The sequence below is a fragment of the Arcicella rosea genome (assembly GCF_040543805.1).
In the GTDB taxonomy this organism is placed as follows: domain Bacteria; phylum Bacteroidota; class Bacteroidia; order Cytophagales; family Spirosomataceae; genus Arcicella; species Arcicella rosea.
Genome location: NZ_JBEUMS010000006.1, coordinates 327,164 through 344,103 on the forward strand (window position 1 = coordinate 327,164; position 16,940 = coordinate 344,103).

Annotated in this window: 7 protein-coding genes; all 7 read left to right on the forward strand. The window is 36.1% G+C overall.

Going from position 1 to position 16,940, the window contains the following annotated elements:
- Positions 1–812: 812 nt before the first annotated feature.
- The 7 genes from ABID42_RS10340 to ABID42_RS10370 all read left to right on the forward strand — a co-directional run bounded on the left by ABID42_RS10340 (position 813) and on the right by ABID42_RS10370 (position 16,359).
- Positions 813–3,077: a fasciclin domain-containing protein gene (locus ABID42_RS10340; protein ID WP_367283600.1), complete on the forward strand. Its 2,265-nt coding sequence runs from the start codon at positions 813–815 to the stop codon at positions 3,075–3,077.
- A gap of 69 nt (positions 3,078–3,146) precedes the next feature.
- Positions 3,147–6,413 (forward strand): SusC/RagA family TonB-linked outer membrane protein, encoded by a 3,267-nt coding sequence (locus ABID42_RS10345; RefSeq protein WP_367283601.1) that lies wholly within the window; start codon positions 3,147–3,149, stop codon positions 6,411–6,413.
- Positions 6,414–6,459: 46 nt separating this feature from the next.
- The gene (locus ABID42_RS10350) at positions 6,460–7,962 is read left to right on the forward strand and encodes a RagB/SusD family nutrient uptake outer membrane protein (RefSeq protein WP_367283602.1); all 1,503 of its coding nucleotides are present in this window, start codon (positions 6,460–6,462) and stop codon (positions 7,960–7,962) included.
- A 113-nt stretch (positions 7,963–8,075) separates the two neighbouring features.
- Entirely contained in the window at positions 8,076–9,737 is a 1,662-nt protein-coding gene (locus ABID42_RS10355; protein ID WP_367283603.1) for a fasciclin domain-containing protein, read from the forward strand.
- Between the two features lie 39 nt (positions 9,738–9,776).
- Positions 9,777–11,237 carry a fasciclin domain-containing protein gene (locus ABID42_RS10360; RefSeq protein ID WP_367283604.1) on the forward strand — a complete coding sequence of 487 codons (1,461 nt, stop codon included), beginning with the start codon at positions 9,777–9,779 and terminating at the stop codon, positions 11,235–11,237.
- A gap of 31 nt (positions 11,238–11,268) precedes the next feature.
- Positions 11,269–14,481 (forward strand): SusC/RagA family TonB-linked outer membrane protein, encoded by a 3,213-nt coding sequence (locus tag ABID42_RS10365; RefSeq protein ID WP_367283605.1) that lies wholly within the window; start codon positions 11,269–11,271, stop codon positions 14,479–14,481.
- Between the two features lie 69 nt (positions 14,482–14,550).
- Positions 14,551–16,359, forward strand: a complete 1,809-nt coding sequence (locus tag ABID42_RS10370; protein WP_367283606.1) for a RagB/SusD family nutrient uptake outer membrane protein — start codon at positions 14,551–14,553, stop codon at positions 16,357–16,359.
- Positions 16,360–16,940: the final 581 nt, after the last annotated feature.

Here is a 16,940-nt window from a genome sequence, read left to right on the forward strand (position 1 = left end):
AAACAGCTATTCTCATAAAATTCATTAGTGATAAAGCTTTATTTTGGCTTTTTTCATCTTAATATGTTGCCTAAATTCAGTAACACTTCTAGTAAAAAATACTCATTACTTACTAAAAATCAGTCGATAAGGGTAGTATAATCCGTAAAAATTCAACATTATTTCCTGAAATAGCTATTCATTGTTTTTTAAAGCCTGAAAAAAAATCTTTTTGAGGGCTATGGGCAATCTCTCTTTTCATGTCTTTTACAAGAAAGAGCTATTATAAATTTTCCTAGAAAATACTTTTTTTTTCCAAGTTGACTTGACAATTGTCAATGATTGTACTATTCTAATATTTAACATAATTTACAGGATGGTACATGATGGTTCAGGAAAGCCAAATGGGTTATTTTACAATAAATAATTTATAAAATACAATATAGGATTTTATAAAACATTTAAATCACTCTCTTAATATATACTAAATTTTGACAATGATGGAAGGAAACACGACATCTTTTAGCCTCACTGTGGAATCATATTTCCATACCTTTTCAGTAATTCTCTGAGCATTTTCAAGCAATTATTTCATTTAATCACATACAAGCAATCCATTTTATCTATGAAAAAACTGTACTTCTTCAGTAAAATTTCGAAATGTGTTAAAAACACACTATCCTACCAATTGGCTCATTAAAAGGCTTTTGTTAGTTTTTTCCAATAGAGGTATCTCCTTTTCAACGAAGATTCATAACCTTCATTTTGTTGCGTTGCGACGTATTTTAATTAGCATAAATCACAATTCCTATAATATACATAAACCATAAAGAATGATGTTTCAATACTCTTTCCGTTATTTTTTTGTCATACTGGGTGGCGTATTCACTTTACTTAGTAGCTGTACTAAAGAAGAGCTGGATATTTACAAACGCCCAGCAACCTTAGAGCCCCCAATTTATCAAACCCTTCAAAGTAAAGGCAATTTCACTTCGCTTTTGGGTGTGATTGATAAAAGTGGCTACCAACGTACTTTGAGTAGCGCTGGTTATTGGACTTTCTTTGCTCCAAATGACGATGCTTTCAAAACTTATTTTACAAGTACTGGACTTACGCTTGCAGCAATTGATTCGGTGAAAGCCAGAGAAATTGTACAAAGTATGTTAGTATTCAATGCTTTTGACCAAACTCGTTTGCCAGACTATCAGTCGCCATTAGGTTGGCAAGAAGCAAGAGCTTTCAGAAGAAAAACCGCTTATTATACAGGTTTTTATGATGAAACTACTTTTGAGGGAACAAAATTGAAAGCTGTTTCACTCAATCGTCCAAACAACAATTACATCGTTGGGGATAACAACAACAAACACATTTCATACTTCACTAGCGAATACTTCTCTGCGATTGGCTTAAGTGCTACAGATTACAATTACTTCTATCCAAATACTCCTTATACAGGTTTCAACGTGATGGAAGCAAAGGTCGTTAACGCTGATATTTTTGCCGAAAATGGAATGATTCATGAAATTGACCATGTATTAAATCCACAACCATCAATTGATGAGTTTTTACGTACCAAACCACAATACAGCGTTTTCAGAAATTTAATTGAAAAATACGCATCTACTTACGCTTTGAATGACCCAATGACTACAAAATACGCCAATTTAACAGGTAAAGGCGATAAAGTGTATGTAAAAACATTCAACAAACAAGCAAGTAGCGGTAAATTTTTAACATTCGCTCCAAACTGTGAAAACTTCTTGAAAAATGCCGAGAATGATTCTCAGTTAGATATGTGGACTGCATTTATTCCTACAAATGATGTTTTGACACAGTATATCAATAATGTATTGTTAGAAAACTATACTTCATTGGATGCCATGCCTCCGGGTATCATCATCGACCTTATCAATGCCCATTTGTTCCCAACTACAGTTTGGCCTTCAAAATTCAGAAACAGTTTCAATGCTTTGGGAGAAGAAGCTCGCTTTGATGCAAATGCAGATGTGGTTGAGAAAAAAGTATTGAGTAATGCGATGTTTTATGGTACCAACAGAGTACAGTCATCAAACCTGTTCGCTTCTGTTTATTCTAAAGCATATTTAGACCCTAAATTCAGTATAATGACTAGAATCTTGGATATGGACTGGAAGAACACCATTCTTAACCCAAGAGTAAATTATACTTTATTTATGATTAGCGATGAAGCATTTAAAGCTGCAGGTTATGATTATGACCCTTCAAAATTTGTATCAAACGTTGCCAACAGTGAATGGGGTTATACTCCACCTGGCTCTACAACTCGTACTCCTGGAACTTCAGTTTTGGCAAGTCTTCAAAGAATTGTAGCTACCAGTGTTATTTATACGCCACAAAATCAATTGAATAATTTATCAGGAAAAGGAGTAATTGATGCTATCAATGGTGAATATATCAAATTTGAAAACAATAAAGTATATTCAACAGGAACCAAAAATGCCCCAATTACAGTAACAGGTTCTAAAACGGCTACAAATGGTAAGGTTTATTATACAAATGGTTTGTTAAATTTTGCACCAAACAACACATCTATCGCCGACCCAATCGGAAAAGACCTTTCTGTGCTAGGTGCAACTGCTGATTTGCCTTATTATAATTTCTATCAATATCTTAAAAACTCAACAGCTTTCACTGCGGCGACATTTGCTATTAATGGCGTAAACGAAGGTAGTTTTTATACATTCTTCGTGCCAGACAATGCTGCGATACAAGCAGCAGTAAATGCTGGTGTTTTGCCAGGAACAGGTACAGGAGCAGTAAAAACACCAAACTTTAACCCGACAAGTTTACTTGACAAAAAGATTGTTGAAGATTTTATTAACTACCATATCCTGAACAAAAAAGTGGTTGCTACAGACGGAAAAGAATCTGGCGCCATGGAAACTTTATTGAAAGATGCGGTAGGAGATCCAGTAAAAATCTCTGTAATAAATGCGGTGGGTTCAATGCAATTGGCTGATGCTACTTCAAAAAAATCAAATGTTAGGGTTGATAAAAGTAATAACCTTTCTAACAGAGCAATGATTCATTTGATTGATGGATATCTAAAGGCTAATTAAATCTCAATCTTGGAAAACCAAGTGGATTTTTAGGTCACACAACTCGTTTAAAAATTTGCAAATAAGCCAATGAAAATTTTTACCAAATTACTAATCATAACGGGTGTATTGCTATTATGTCAACACATTTCAATAGCACAAACATCTACTTTACATACCGTTCGAGGCAAAATAGTTGACCTCAAAGATAGCTCTGCCGTGATAGGTGTTACGGTTGCTGAGCTTGACCGTGATAACCGTATCATTAAAGGTGTGAGTTCTGACGTAGAAGGTAACTTCGTTATCAGAGTTTCTAATGCTAATAATAGACTCTCGTTTTCGAGTATCGGTTATAAAACACAAAAAATTGACATCAAAGGAAAAAGCTCTTTGAAAATCTGGATGGAAGCTACCACTTCTGACCTTGACGAAGTAGTTGTTTCTGCAAGACCAACCGATAATGGTTTGATGTCTGTATCTGAAAGAAACACAACCATTGCAGTCGCTAAAATTGATGCTAAAATGGTTGAAGATATGCAAGGGACATCAATCGACCAAATGTTACAAGGTCGTTTGGCTGGGGTAGATATTACTGCCGCTTCTGGTGACCCAGGAACGGGGATGCAAATCAGAATTAGAGGTACATCATCTATCAACTCTTCTGTTGAGCCAATGATTGTAGTAGATGGTATGCCTTATGAAACATCTATTCCATCTGACTTCAACTTCGGTACTGCCGATGAAATGGGTTATGCTTCTTTATTGAACTTAGCTCCTTCTGATATTAAAAATATTGCGGTTTTGAAAGATGCAGCCGCTACAGCAATGTGGGGTTCAAGAGCTGCCAATGGTGTTGTGGTTATTAATACAAAAAGAGGAACAGTAGGTACGCCAAAAGTAACTTATACTTTTAAAGGTTCGGTTTCAAAACAACCAAATGCTATTCCAATGCTTTCAGGTGACCAATATTCAATGTTGATTCCAGAAGCATTTATGAACAGAAACGGTACTCCTTTGAATACGCAAACCGTAAAAGAATTCCAATACGACCCAAATGATCCATACTGGTATAATAACTATGGTCAAAATATTAACTGGGTAGATGCTATTACGCAATTAGGTTATTCGCAAGATCATGCTGTTTCAATTACGGGTGGTGGTGAAAAAGCGAAGTATTATGCTTCAACGGGATTCTTTAACCAAAAAGGTACAACAATTGGAACTGGACTTAGTCGTATCAATACTCGTATCAACCTTGACTACAACGTTTCTAACAGAATTCGTTTCAAGACCGACTTATCGTTTACTCACTCGGATAATGCAAGAAACTATGTTTCAGCTTTAACAGATAATAAAGACTTAATTCGTTCAGTAGCTTATAGCAAAATGCCTAACATGAGTATTTTTGAATACAATGATTTAGGGCAATTAACTGGCAATTACTTCTCGCCACTTACTAACATTCAGGGTACGTTTTCAAATACTTACAACCCTGTTGCGATGGTTAAATCTGCCAAAAACAACATCATTTCTGAAAGAATTATTCCACACTTTCAGGTGCAGTATGATTTAGTACCACAACAATGGGTTGCTACTTTTGATATTCAGTTTGATATTAATAACAACAAAACCAATTCATTCTTACCACAAGTAGCCACTGGACAAACATTCACTAGCCCTGCGGTAAACGTTGCAACAGATGGAGATGCGGATGGTTTTGCCGTTACTACAAAAACAAGTTTGATCTATACTCCAAAAATCAAAAATACCAAGCACGAATTAACCAGTTTGTGGGCTTTGAATACTTCTGATGTAAAGTCTGTTTGGCAAGAAGCTTATGTAACCAATACTGCATCTTCTGATTTAACAGATGTTACTAACCCTGCACGTTTAACGACGTCAAAGTTATCGTCGGGTGTTTCACAAACTCGTAATATCGGTTTATTGATGAATGTTCACTACGGATTTTTAGACCGTTATATTTTTGATGTGGGTATCAGAGGTGATGGAAACTCTCGTTTTGGACCAGCCTATCGTTATGGTTTATTCCCTTCTATTTCTTCTAAATGGATTATTTCTGATGAGCCTTTCATGAAAAGATTCGATAACCTTATCGAGCATTTAGGTTTAAGAATGAGTTATGGACAAAGTGGAAATGCACCACGTAAAGATTATTTATACTATGGTAGATTTAATACTTTAGGCTGGTCATACCTTGGTTCATCGGCTGTAGTTCCACAAACGATGCAATTGAATAACCTTCGTTGGGAACGTATTATTGGTAGAAACGTAGGTATTAACTTAATTACTCGTAACAGAAAATTAACGATAGATGCCGAATTCTACAAAAACAGTACAAAAGATTTATTCTTTGAAAACCTACAAATTCCAGCATTTACAGGTTTCAACACAGTTCAAATGAACGTTGGAACGATGGAAAACTCAGGTTGGGAGTTCAACTTAAACTTGATCGCTTACAAAACAAAAGATATAGCTGTTGATTTCAACATGAACATTGCTCATAACACAAACGTAATCCGTGAAATCTCAGATTTATATCCTCGTCAAGGTGGTATTGCTACACAAAACGGCACTTACATGACTTATATGCAAGTGAACAACCCATTTGGTTCTTTTTATGGATATCGTTATAAAGGAGTATATAAAGACAAAGCAGCTACTGTAGCACGAGGAAAAAATGGCGAGCCAATCGTTACACCTGATGCACAATCTGTTTATATGCGATTTAACTATCCACAAACAGATTATATTTTCCAACCGGGTGATGCAATGTATGAAGACATCAATAAAGATGGCAACATCAATTACATGGACTTAGTGTACTTAGGAAATAGTAACCCTGCTTTCACAGGTGGTTTTGGTGCAACTGCTTCTTACAAATCTTTCAAATTAACTACTTTCTTCAACTTCCGTAGCGATTACGATGTAGTAAATGCTACTAGAATGGGCACAACAAGTATGTTTGGTTTTGGAAACCAAAGTACTGAAGTGTTGTCTCGTTGGAGAAAAGAAGGTGATGAAACAATGGTGCCACGTGCTTTGTACAATACTGGTTATAACTGGTTAGGTTCAAGCAGATATGTGGAAGATGCTTCTTTCGTACGTTTCAGAACAGCTACTTTAAGCTACACATTCACTAAAAAAGCTTTGAAAGCATTGAATATTACAGCACTTAGAGCATACGCAACAGTAGAAAACTTAATGACTTGGACAAACTATAGCGGACAAGACCCAGAAGTACAAATGAGAGGTAGCGACCCATTCAGAGTAGCAACAGATAACTCAATGACTCCTCCAGCTAAAACTGTGACTTTTGGTTTAGTAGCGACTTTCTAAACGAAGCATTATCAAGATAGATACAACAATATAGATAATAGATACAATGTTGAAAAAAATATTTTATAACCTGATTTGTGTAAGCTCACTATTGATTGCAAGTTCTTGCGATAGTTGGTTGGCTTTGAGTCCACAAGACGGAATCGTGCAAAGCAGATTCTGGCAAAACAAAGAACAAGTAGAATCTGCTGTCGGTGGAATTTATGCATCTTTGATTGATGGATTACCTGAAAAAATGTTTATCCTCGGCGAAATCAGAGCCGATATGATTACCACTTCTTTCAGAATTTTGAGTAGTGAATTGGATATTATCAATAGTAATATTCTTCCTACCAATTATTTGACTGACTGGCGTGACTTCTACCGTATTATCAATTATAGTAATACAGTAATTGCCTTTGCTCCAAGTGTTTTAGACAAAGATAAAACTTATACCGAAGTAGCTTTGAAAGGCCATGTGGCAGAAGCAAAAGCCATGAGAGCTTGGATGTATTTCTATTTGGTAAGATTGTTCGGTGAAGTGCCTCTGAAATTATCGGCTACAAGTAGCGATGACGAAATTATTCCTATGGCAAAAGCTACTAAAGAGGAAGTATTGGCACAAATCGTAAAAGATTTGGAAGAAGCTGAAAAGGATATTCCAACTACTTATGGTAACAAAGAAAAAGACCATAGCAGAATTACAAAGCACATGATTAATACTTTGCAAGCGGATGTGTATTTATGGATGGAAAAACCAACTGAAGCCCTTGCTGCTACCAATAAAGTAATCAATAGCGCAAAATTTGGTTTAGTTTCAAATCAAGAAAGAAGTTTAGCATGGTTCAATACCATTAAAGCGGGGAATTCAAACGAAGGTATTTTTGAATTAGCACATGGTAGCGATTATACTATTCGCTTTATCAACTCGTCTTATCCTTTCTTTGCCATTTTTGGTTCGGGTGCATCAAGTTCTTTCAGAAGATATCAAGCAACTACTTATGTTACTGAAACTCTTTTCACAGAAGATATTATTGACCCTACCAATTATGATACTCGTGCTGATGATGCGTCTTTAAGTACTGCTACCAGTGTAATTACAAAGTATAACCGTCTTTCAGGCGATACTCCTTTCAACTTTATTGTGTATCGTTACGCTGATGTACTCTTGATGAAAGCAGAAGCTTTGGCATTGTTGAACAGAGGACAAGAAGCTTTAGACATTGTTTCACAAATTAGAAAAAGAGCTTGGGCAATTCCACAAACTGAAAAATCTCCAGACGCTAGTAATATTGACGGTACTGGTGGTGTATTAGAATATATTTTAGATGAACGTGCCAGAGAATTCGCTTTTGAAGGAAAACGCTGGTTTGATGTCCTCAGAAATGCTAAAAGAAGTAATTATAAACGTCTCGACTTATTGATTGAATTAACTGCAAGAAGTGTCCCTAGTGACAGACAACAATCGGCAATTGCTAAAATCAAAGATCCAAACAGCCATTATTTGCCAATTTATCAATACGAAATTCAAACAAATACGCTCTTGGTACAAAATCCATTTTATAAGTAAACAGCAAAATAGTACAGCAAATGGTTGATTGAATGTTTCTCAATATTCAACCATTCCAATTGTAGCATTCTATTTTTTAAAGATGATTTTGGAGACATAAAAAAAATAAACAAATGAAAAAGTTAATACAATCGCTCACATTACCATTACTTGGTCTTTTATTAGGACTAGGTATTATGAGCTGTTCGGATATAACTATTGTTGAAACCACCACAGGTGATGCCAACCTTTATAGTTATTTACAGAAGTATCCAGAGAAGTATTCTGATTTTACAAGCATTATTGATAAATCTGGTTATAACAGTTTCTTGGATGCTTATGGTGCTTACACAATGTTTGCTCCTAACAATACAGCCGTAAAAGCATATTTAACACAAATTGGAAAAACTGCTGACCAGCTTACGAAAGAGGAAGCACAGGGCATTGTAAAAATCCATGTGATTAGAGATACGCTTACCACGAACTCTTTCAAAGATGGTAAATTACCATTGGTTACCATGTATGGTCAGTACATTCTTTCTGGCGTAACAAACGGTACAAATGGTTCAAGCTATACTTTGAATCGCCAAGCAAACATTGTTGAATCGAACATCAGAACAGGTAACGGGATGTTGCATATTTTGGATGGCGTGTTAAAACCTGCTACCAAAACAATTGCTCAATTAACAGAGGCTAATCCTGATTATTCTATTTTCACACAGGCTTTAAAAGAAACAGGTTATTATGATTCTTTAAATACTGTTAATGAGAATTTAGATAAACGTTTTATGACTTTAGTGGCAGAATCAAATACTGTATTGGCACAAGCAGGATTTACAAATTATGCTCAACTGAAAGCAAGATATTCGAAATCAGGAAATCCTAAATTAAAATCTGATAGCCTTAATATTTTTGTTGCTTATCATATTTTAGATGGAGCAAAATATTTAGGAGATATTATTACTGCCACTTCACACATCACAAAAGTATCTACCGAACCTACCGTTGTAAGTTCAAAACTTGAAGGACAAACGGTATTATTGAACGATGATATTTTTAATGGCATCAGAGAAATGGGTGTTGAATTATCTCGTACTTTAAGTGACAACACTGCTACGAACGGTGTATTACATAGCACTTTAGGGCATTATGGTGTAAAATTACGTTTGCCGATTAGAATCGACTGGGATGTTTGCGATTTCCCTGAAATCAAAAAACTTTCTACTTATTATGGAAAGAGAACTTACGGTTTTCCAGTAGGAACAGTGTTAAATGATATTAAATGGGCTAATGCCAGCTTCCCTCCTACTTATGTGTATGCAGGTTCTGAAAATGCTGCCAAAAGAGATTATCTACAAGTACCAATGGGTGTACCAAGTAGAAATTTATGGTTAGAAATGAGAACACCTATCATTCCAAAAGGGAAATACAAAGTATGGATGTGCTACAGACGTCAACGTACTTCAAACAGTTTTACTATTACTTGTACTGGTGCAATTGATGGCGAAACGCTTACTCGTCCATTCCTATTTATTGACCAAGTTCCAAATTTATCTTCTGGTGAATTAGAATCATTAGGCTGGAAAAGATATATGTCGCCAGGAACTGACATCAATGCTGCTGGCCGTTTGCTTGGAACAATTGATATTAAAACAACTGACAGACACCTTTTCCGTTTGACAGCAATCAATGGTACGCACTCGCCAAACAACATCGATATGATTCAATTTATTCCTATCGACCAAAATCAGTTGAGTCCACGCCATTTACCAGATGGTACTTTAATCGCTGAATAATTGAAATCAGTCAGTTTTAAAACATTAAAAGAAATTCAAATGAAAATAAGATATTTATATTTTTTGCTCATTGCTCTTTGCGGCATTATCCTAGCGTCTTGTAAGACTTGGGACGACCGCTTGGTTTCAGAGAATGATGATCTAGGGAAATCATTATATGCTGAAATTAGCACACAAACCAATTTGAGTAAATTCAAAGAACTTTTAGAAAAATCAGGTTACGATAAAGTAATTTCTTCTTCTAAAAATTATACCGTTTGGGCGCCTACTAACGATGCCTTAGCTAATTTAAGCACAACCATTATCAATGACACCACTGCTTTAAAAGCATTTGTGGGTAATCATATTGCTTTACAAAGCCACGTGATGCCATCAACACAAACGTCTGAATTAGTAGGTTTATTAAATGGAAAATATGCAAGCTTCGGCAAAGATGTTTTTGCTACAGCAGCTATTACTTCTTCTAATAAATATGTTGGAAACGGTGTATTGCATGTTATTGGTAGCGCTGTACAAGTATTGCCTTCTCTTTGGGCTTATGTAAATGCTACACAAGCAACTTCATTACAAAGTAATGCTATCGTAAAGCTTACAACACTTGTATTTAATCCAAACACTGCGATTGTTGATAGTATCAGTGCTACAACAGGTCAGCCAGTATATCGTCCGGGAACAGGTTTTCAGTCGGTAAACTCTTTTACCGAAAAAGTATATGATTTGGGAGATGAGTCTAAACGTTATACTTATTTCTTATTACCAAATGATGTTTTCACACAAGAAGTAAATAAGTTATCGCCTTACTACAAAACTAGCACAACTGATAGTACTTACAGAAAAGCAGCTTTTGAAACCATTAAAGATTTAGTGATTGAAGGGGAATACTCACTTGAACAACTTCCAACTACTATCAAATCTAAATTTGATGTAAATTATACAATTGATAAATCTGCCATCACTCAAAGTTTCAAAGTAAGTAATGGAATTGTTCACGTATTAGGAAAAATCAACGTGAGTGTTAGTGAAAAGTTCAAGCCAATCATTATTCAAGGTGAAAATTATATTGCTAGAATGCCTACAACATCAAGTTTAGCTTCTACTGCCATCGCAACAAGAACCTTATTAAACCCATTAACCAACACAAGTTTCAAATCAGTTTTTGTGGTGGGGCATGCTAATGCAGGTTTTTGGTTGAGATATGTAGCTCCTGAAACTCCATCTATCAAATATAAAGTGTATTGGGTAGCAGTAAACGATTTGTATAATTCAAACACATCAACAGGCGAAACAGCAGGGTTTGTTATCAACCAAAAGTTAGCGATGGGTACTTTAAGCTCTGCGACTTTTGCTTACCCAGCGGCTGCCATGCCAGTGAAGAATTATACAGAACAATTGCTAGGAGAATATACTGTCGATGCTTATGGTACACTTAATATGTATCTGGTTGCCAATGGAACCAATGCCATGGCACTCGACTATATCAAACTTGTACCAGCTCTTTAGTTAGCTACATAATAATTTAACGATGATTCAAATGAAGTATTTCATACAAAATATACAAGCATTTCCCAAAACGACAGTTGCTTTAGCGTCTTTTTGTGGAATCATGATGTACGGCACTGCTGTACAGGCGCAAGAAACTAAAATTCAGGAAGTAGTAAAAATTCACCCGAAATATAATACCGAAATTACGGGTATTGTAATAAGTGCTTCTACAGGAAAACCTGTAACGGGCGCAAGGGTTTATTTTAAAAACATGACTTCTGCCATTACTGCTGAAGACGGAACTTTTAAACTAAGTGTCCCTAGTCCGAAAGTTTCAGTTTCTGTAGAATGTCCGGGCTATGAAAGTACTGAAGTAGCAGTTGCTAAACGTAATAAAATCACTATCACCATTCAAGACCAATCAGGACTTGAAAAATCTTTTGGATTACCTACTGGTACTTCAACAGGGAAACGTGTAGTGGGTGCAGCTAGTGCTTTGGCAATTCCTGATGCTTGGGCAAGAATTACTGATTCTCCAGATAGTTATTTACAAGGAAGAATCGCTGGTTTAAATGCTACTCGTTATTCAGGTACTACAAACGCAGGAAGCTTTACTACTTTGCGTGGTTTAAATTCTATCCAAGGAACAAACCGTCCTTTGTATGTGATTGACAATGTTATTTACGATGCTGGTATTTATGGCAGTTCATTGAATAACAATTACTTCGATAATCCATTAGCGTATATTGATGTAAGAGACATCAGTAATATTACTGTATTGAAAGACGCTTCAGCATCTGCAATTTATGGTACAAAAGCCGCTAATGGAGTTATCATGATTACGACTTCAAGAGCGAAAGAATTAGGAACAAAAATTGACTTCGCCATGTATGGTGGTGTGAACGCTGCTCCTAAGGATTTACCCGTAATGAATGCCAATAGTTATAGAAGTTATTTAACTGATATTCTTTCTTCGGCTGGTTATTCAAATGCGCAAATGGAAACATTGCCTTTTATGAATGATAGCAAGTCGAACCCTGATTATTATACTTATCATAACGATACAGACTGGCAGAAAAAAGTAATGGCAAGTAAACCGCTTACTAACATGTATTTACGTGTAACTGGTGGTGATAACATTGCAAAATATGCACTTTCGGTAAACTATTTAAGCAATAAAAATGGGGTTGCTGGTTCAACTTTAGAGAAATACAGTACTCGTTTCAATGCTGATATGAACTTAAGCCGTAAGCTTACAGCAGCAGCCAACTTAAGTTTCTCGTACAATGAAGCTGAAACCAAAGATTTTGGATTTGCCTCTAAAACGAATCCTCTTTATTTAGCCTTAATCAAAGCACCAATCTTAACAGATTATAGTGTTTCAAGTCAAGGGATTTTTTCTCCTTTCTTGGCAGATGAAGATATATTTTCAGTGGGTAACCCTGCTGTGGCTGCTACAAGCACTTTGGGTGGTAATAAAGCTTATCGCTTCTTTGGTGTGATTGATTTCCAATATGCGATTTCAAATGCTTTCAAACTAGGGACTAACATTGCAGTTACTTTCGATAAAGTCAAAGAAAACCGCTTTATTCCTAACTATGGTTTAGTAAGTGATACGCTTAAAAATGTGTTGGCATTAAACCAGTTGAGTTCACAAACAAAACGTTTGTTTAATGTATCAAATGAAACCTATTTAGCTTTCAATAAAACATTCAAAAACGTACATGATATTTCTGGTCGTTTGGGTTTACGTTTTATTAGCTCTAAAGTAGAACAAGACAAAATATTGGCTTATAACTCAGCAACCGACCAATTAATCAGTGTGAACAATGGTTCTGTTTTATACAACAACATTCAAGGTGGAATTGGTACTTATAACTGGTTGAATACTTATTTCAACTTAAATTATACTTATGCTGATAAATACTTCTTGGCTTTCACAATGGTAATGGATGCTTCTTCTCGTTTTGGGAAAGATGTTTCTACAAGCGATGCTGTCAGAATTGGCGGTACTCCTTTTGCAGTGATGCCTGCTGTATCGGCAGCTTGGTTGCTTTCTTCTGAACAATTCTTAGCGGATGGTCCTTTCGATTTATTAAAACTTCGTGTTTCAACAGGTCGTGTAGGAAATGATGACATCGGTAATTATGCTTCAAAACAATATTATGTTGGTCAAAACTTATTAGGTCTTCAAGGGATTGTCCGTGGAAACATTGCTAATCCAAACTTGAAATGGGAGAATATCTCTAAGTCTAATGCAGGTTTAGACATGAGCGTTCTTCACGAGCGTTTGGGTTTAAGTCTTGATGTATTCAGCAACAAAACTACAGACATGATTATCGCTGAGAAATTACCAACGGTAGCTGGTGTAGGTTATGTAATGACGAACAACGCTGCTATGAGTACTTCAGGTGTTGAAGCAAGTTTGAATATCAAATTATTAAACAAATCTGATTTGAAATGGGATTTAGGTGTAACCATCGCTAAATCAAAAACTAAATTAGATAAGTTACCAAACGCCAATGCCGACATCATTTCTAACTATGGTCTGGCTTCTTTCTTGACCCGTGTGGGTGAAAGTCCGAATGTATTCTTCGGTAATACTTCAAAAGGTGTTTATGCCTCGAATGCTGAGGCAACTGCTGAAGGTTTATCTTCAAGGTTGCCAGATGGTTCTTTGAAGCCCTTCCAAGGTGGTGATGTTAGATTCGAAGATTTGAATGGCGATAAAGTAATCGACGACCAAGACAGAAAGATTATCGGTAATCCTAATCCTGATTTCTACGGTGGTATTACTAACCGTATTATCTACAAAAACTGGACTTTAGATGCCCTTTGTAGCTTTGTTTCTGGCAACGAAGTATATAATTATACTCGTAGAAGTATCGAATCTGGCGCAAATTTCAATAATCAATCAGCTGCGATGGTTGCTCGTTGGAGAGGCGAAGGACAAATTACTGATATTCCAAGAGCTACTTATGGCGACCCAGTTCAAAATGCACGTTTCTCGAACAGATGGATTGAAGATGGTTCATATTTCAGATTAAAATCAGTTTCAGTGTCGTATAATTTCTCAATCGACAAAAGTATTTTGAAATATTTAACAGTATATGCTGCGGCAAATAACGTGTTGACTTTCACAAAATACCTTGGTTATGATCCAGAATTTAGTTCAACAAATGCAGTAGTAGGACAAGGCGTTGACAATACTTTAGAGCCTATCCAAAAATCATTTCACTTAGGGCTTAGAATTGGTTTATAATATCAAGCTAAAATCCCTCGGTCAACTGAAATTATTAATCGTTAAAATTATCGAAATAAGATGAAATCAATGTTTAGAAAAATAATCTTCAATCTAGCTGTACTTTCTTGTGTATGGGTTGGTAGTTCTTGTAAAGAAGTATTCGACCTCGACCCTGAAGAAGCACTCACTAGCCAACAAATGTATCGTGATATTTTCGATGCAGATGCTGCCATCATTGGCTTGTATGGTAAGTTTTCAACGCTTGCAAAACAATATGTAGTATTAAATGAACTTCGTGCAGATTTGCTAGATGTTACTGATAATGCCGACGTAGCCTTGCGTGAAATCAATAACCATAATGTTACAGAAAGTAATGCTTATGCGAACCCTCGTCCGTATTATGAATTAATTCTTAACTGTAACGACATCTTGAAGAACTTCAAGATGATGGTTGAAACCAACAAAATCAAAAGAACAGAATACAACCAACGTTATGCCGATGTAATTGCTTTAAGAAGCTGGATTTATTTACAATTAGCAATTCACTACAACAGTGTTCCATACATCACAGAATCAATTGAAAAAATTGGCGATGTATCAGCTATTGCTAGTAAGCCTGCTATTCCTTTAAAGGAAATGATTAAGCAACTTATTACGGACATGGAAACGATTCCAAGTGTATATCTTGACCCTTATACTTTAGATAATACTTTCGTTTCGAACAACGTGGATGGCTACTCTCCTACTACTTTCTTCATTAATAAAACTATTTTATTGGGAGATTTGTACTTGTGGGATAACCAATTTACCAAAGCGGCTACGATGTACAAATACATTATGACAACATCCGACCGCCTTGGTTTTGAAGCAACTGATATTAACGTTTGGTATCATTTATACAAAATCACTCGTGGGCAAATCAGCAGTGGTATGGGACCAATCGCAGTAAGTTATGATGCCAACATCAACGACGAAAACAGGTTGCTTGATAACAACAGCACTGGCTGGCGTTCAATCTTCGCACGTGACCGTTCTAATACTACTTATAATGGTTTATCGAATACTTCAAACATTTCTCGTGACCCAGAATGGCTTTGGTTATTACCTTTCGACAATAAGTTTCTACCTGAAAACCCATTTGTAGAATTGTTCTCGAATGTAGGTGGTAAATATTTGTTACAGCCTTCTCAGCAAGTACAAGATATGTGGAATTCGCAAACACAAACGAACAACTTCAACTTTGATGCTCGTGGAAAGATGTCTTACAAAACAGTCAATGGCAAACCAGTAGTCTATAAATACCTTTATAACTACTTGAATCCAAACTTGACGGGTTCTGTGATTTCTTTAGTAGGTAAAAGTTTGCAAGAAAAAAATGGTCGTTGGTTCTTGAACAGAGCAGCCAATGTACACTTGAAATTTGCTGAAGCTGCCAACCGTGAGGGACGTAGAAAGTTAGCTTTTGCTTTATTGAACAGCGGTGTAGCATCAGTGTATAACGGTACTTCAACCGATAAAACTAACTTGATGAATACTTTTGATGTTCCTCCATTCGACTTTGATGCTAGAAACGGCGATGCACCAGTACGTTATCGTTCGTCATGGCACTTAGCGACGGGTATCAGAGGTAGAGCCATGTTGAAAAATACAGAAGTAGTAGGCGATAGTACCATTGCCATCGAAAACTCTATCATCCAAGAAGGTGCTTTAGAATTAGCTTTTGAAGGACACCGTTGGGGCGATTTAGTAAGAGTAGCACTTCGTAGAGAGGACCCAACTTTCTTGGCAGACAAAGTGTATGATAAATTAAGAAAAGCCAACAACCCTAATGCAGCAGCCGTAAGAAGCAAACTGATGAACAAAGACAACTGGTTTTTACCATTCAAATTGCAATAATCGTATCAATCTTTTTATTACAAACACATCCGTTCTCTTTGGGCGGATGTGTTTTTTTTTGATGCCCACCAAGCTATCAAAAAGATAGAAAAACCTATCTCAGAGATAAGGCAACCCATCAAAAACAAGTAAAATCCCATCTCGGAGACAGGACTACCCATCAAAAAGATAAGAAAACCCATCTCGGAGATAGGACAAGCTATCAAAAACATAGGAAAACCTATCTCGGAGACAGAACAACTTATCAAAAAGATGGAAAATCCTATCTCGGAGATAGGATTCGTTTGGTTTTTCATCCAATAATGAATTGAAAACCAAATAATATTCTAAATTAGATTATCACTCATAGCATGACTTCAAGTCATGCCATGAGTAAAAATCCCGAAGGGATGTCAGGATTATAGCAATGTTTGAAAGGTCGTTTACAGAACCCTGAAAGGGTGAAACATCTGGAGTCTGTTCACCGAACTGTGTCAGTTTAAATTTGAGTCTGTTCACCGAACTGTGTCAGTTTAAATTTAAGTTTATTTTTTTACTTTTACTCAGACACACTTTATTATGGAGACTCCTGACAATTTTGA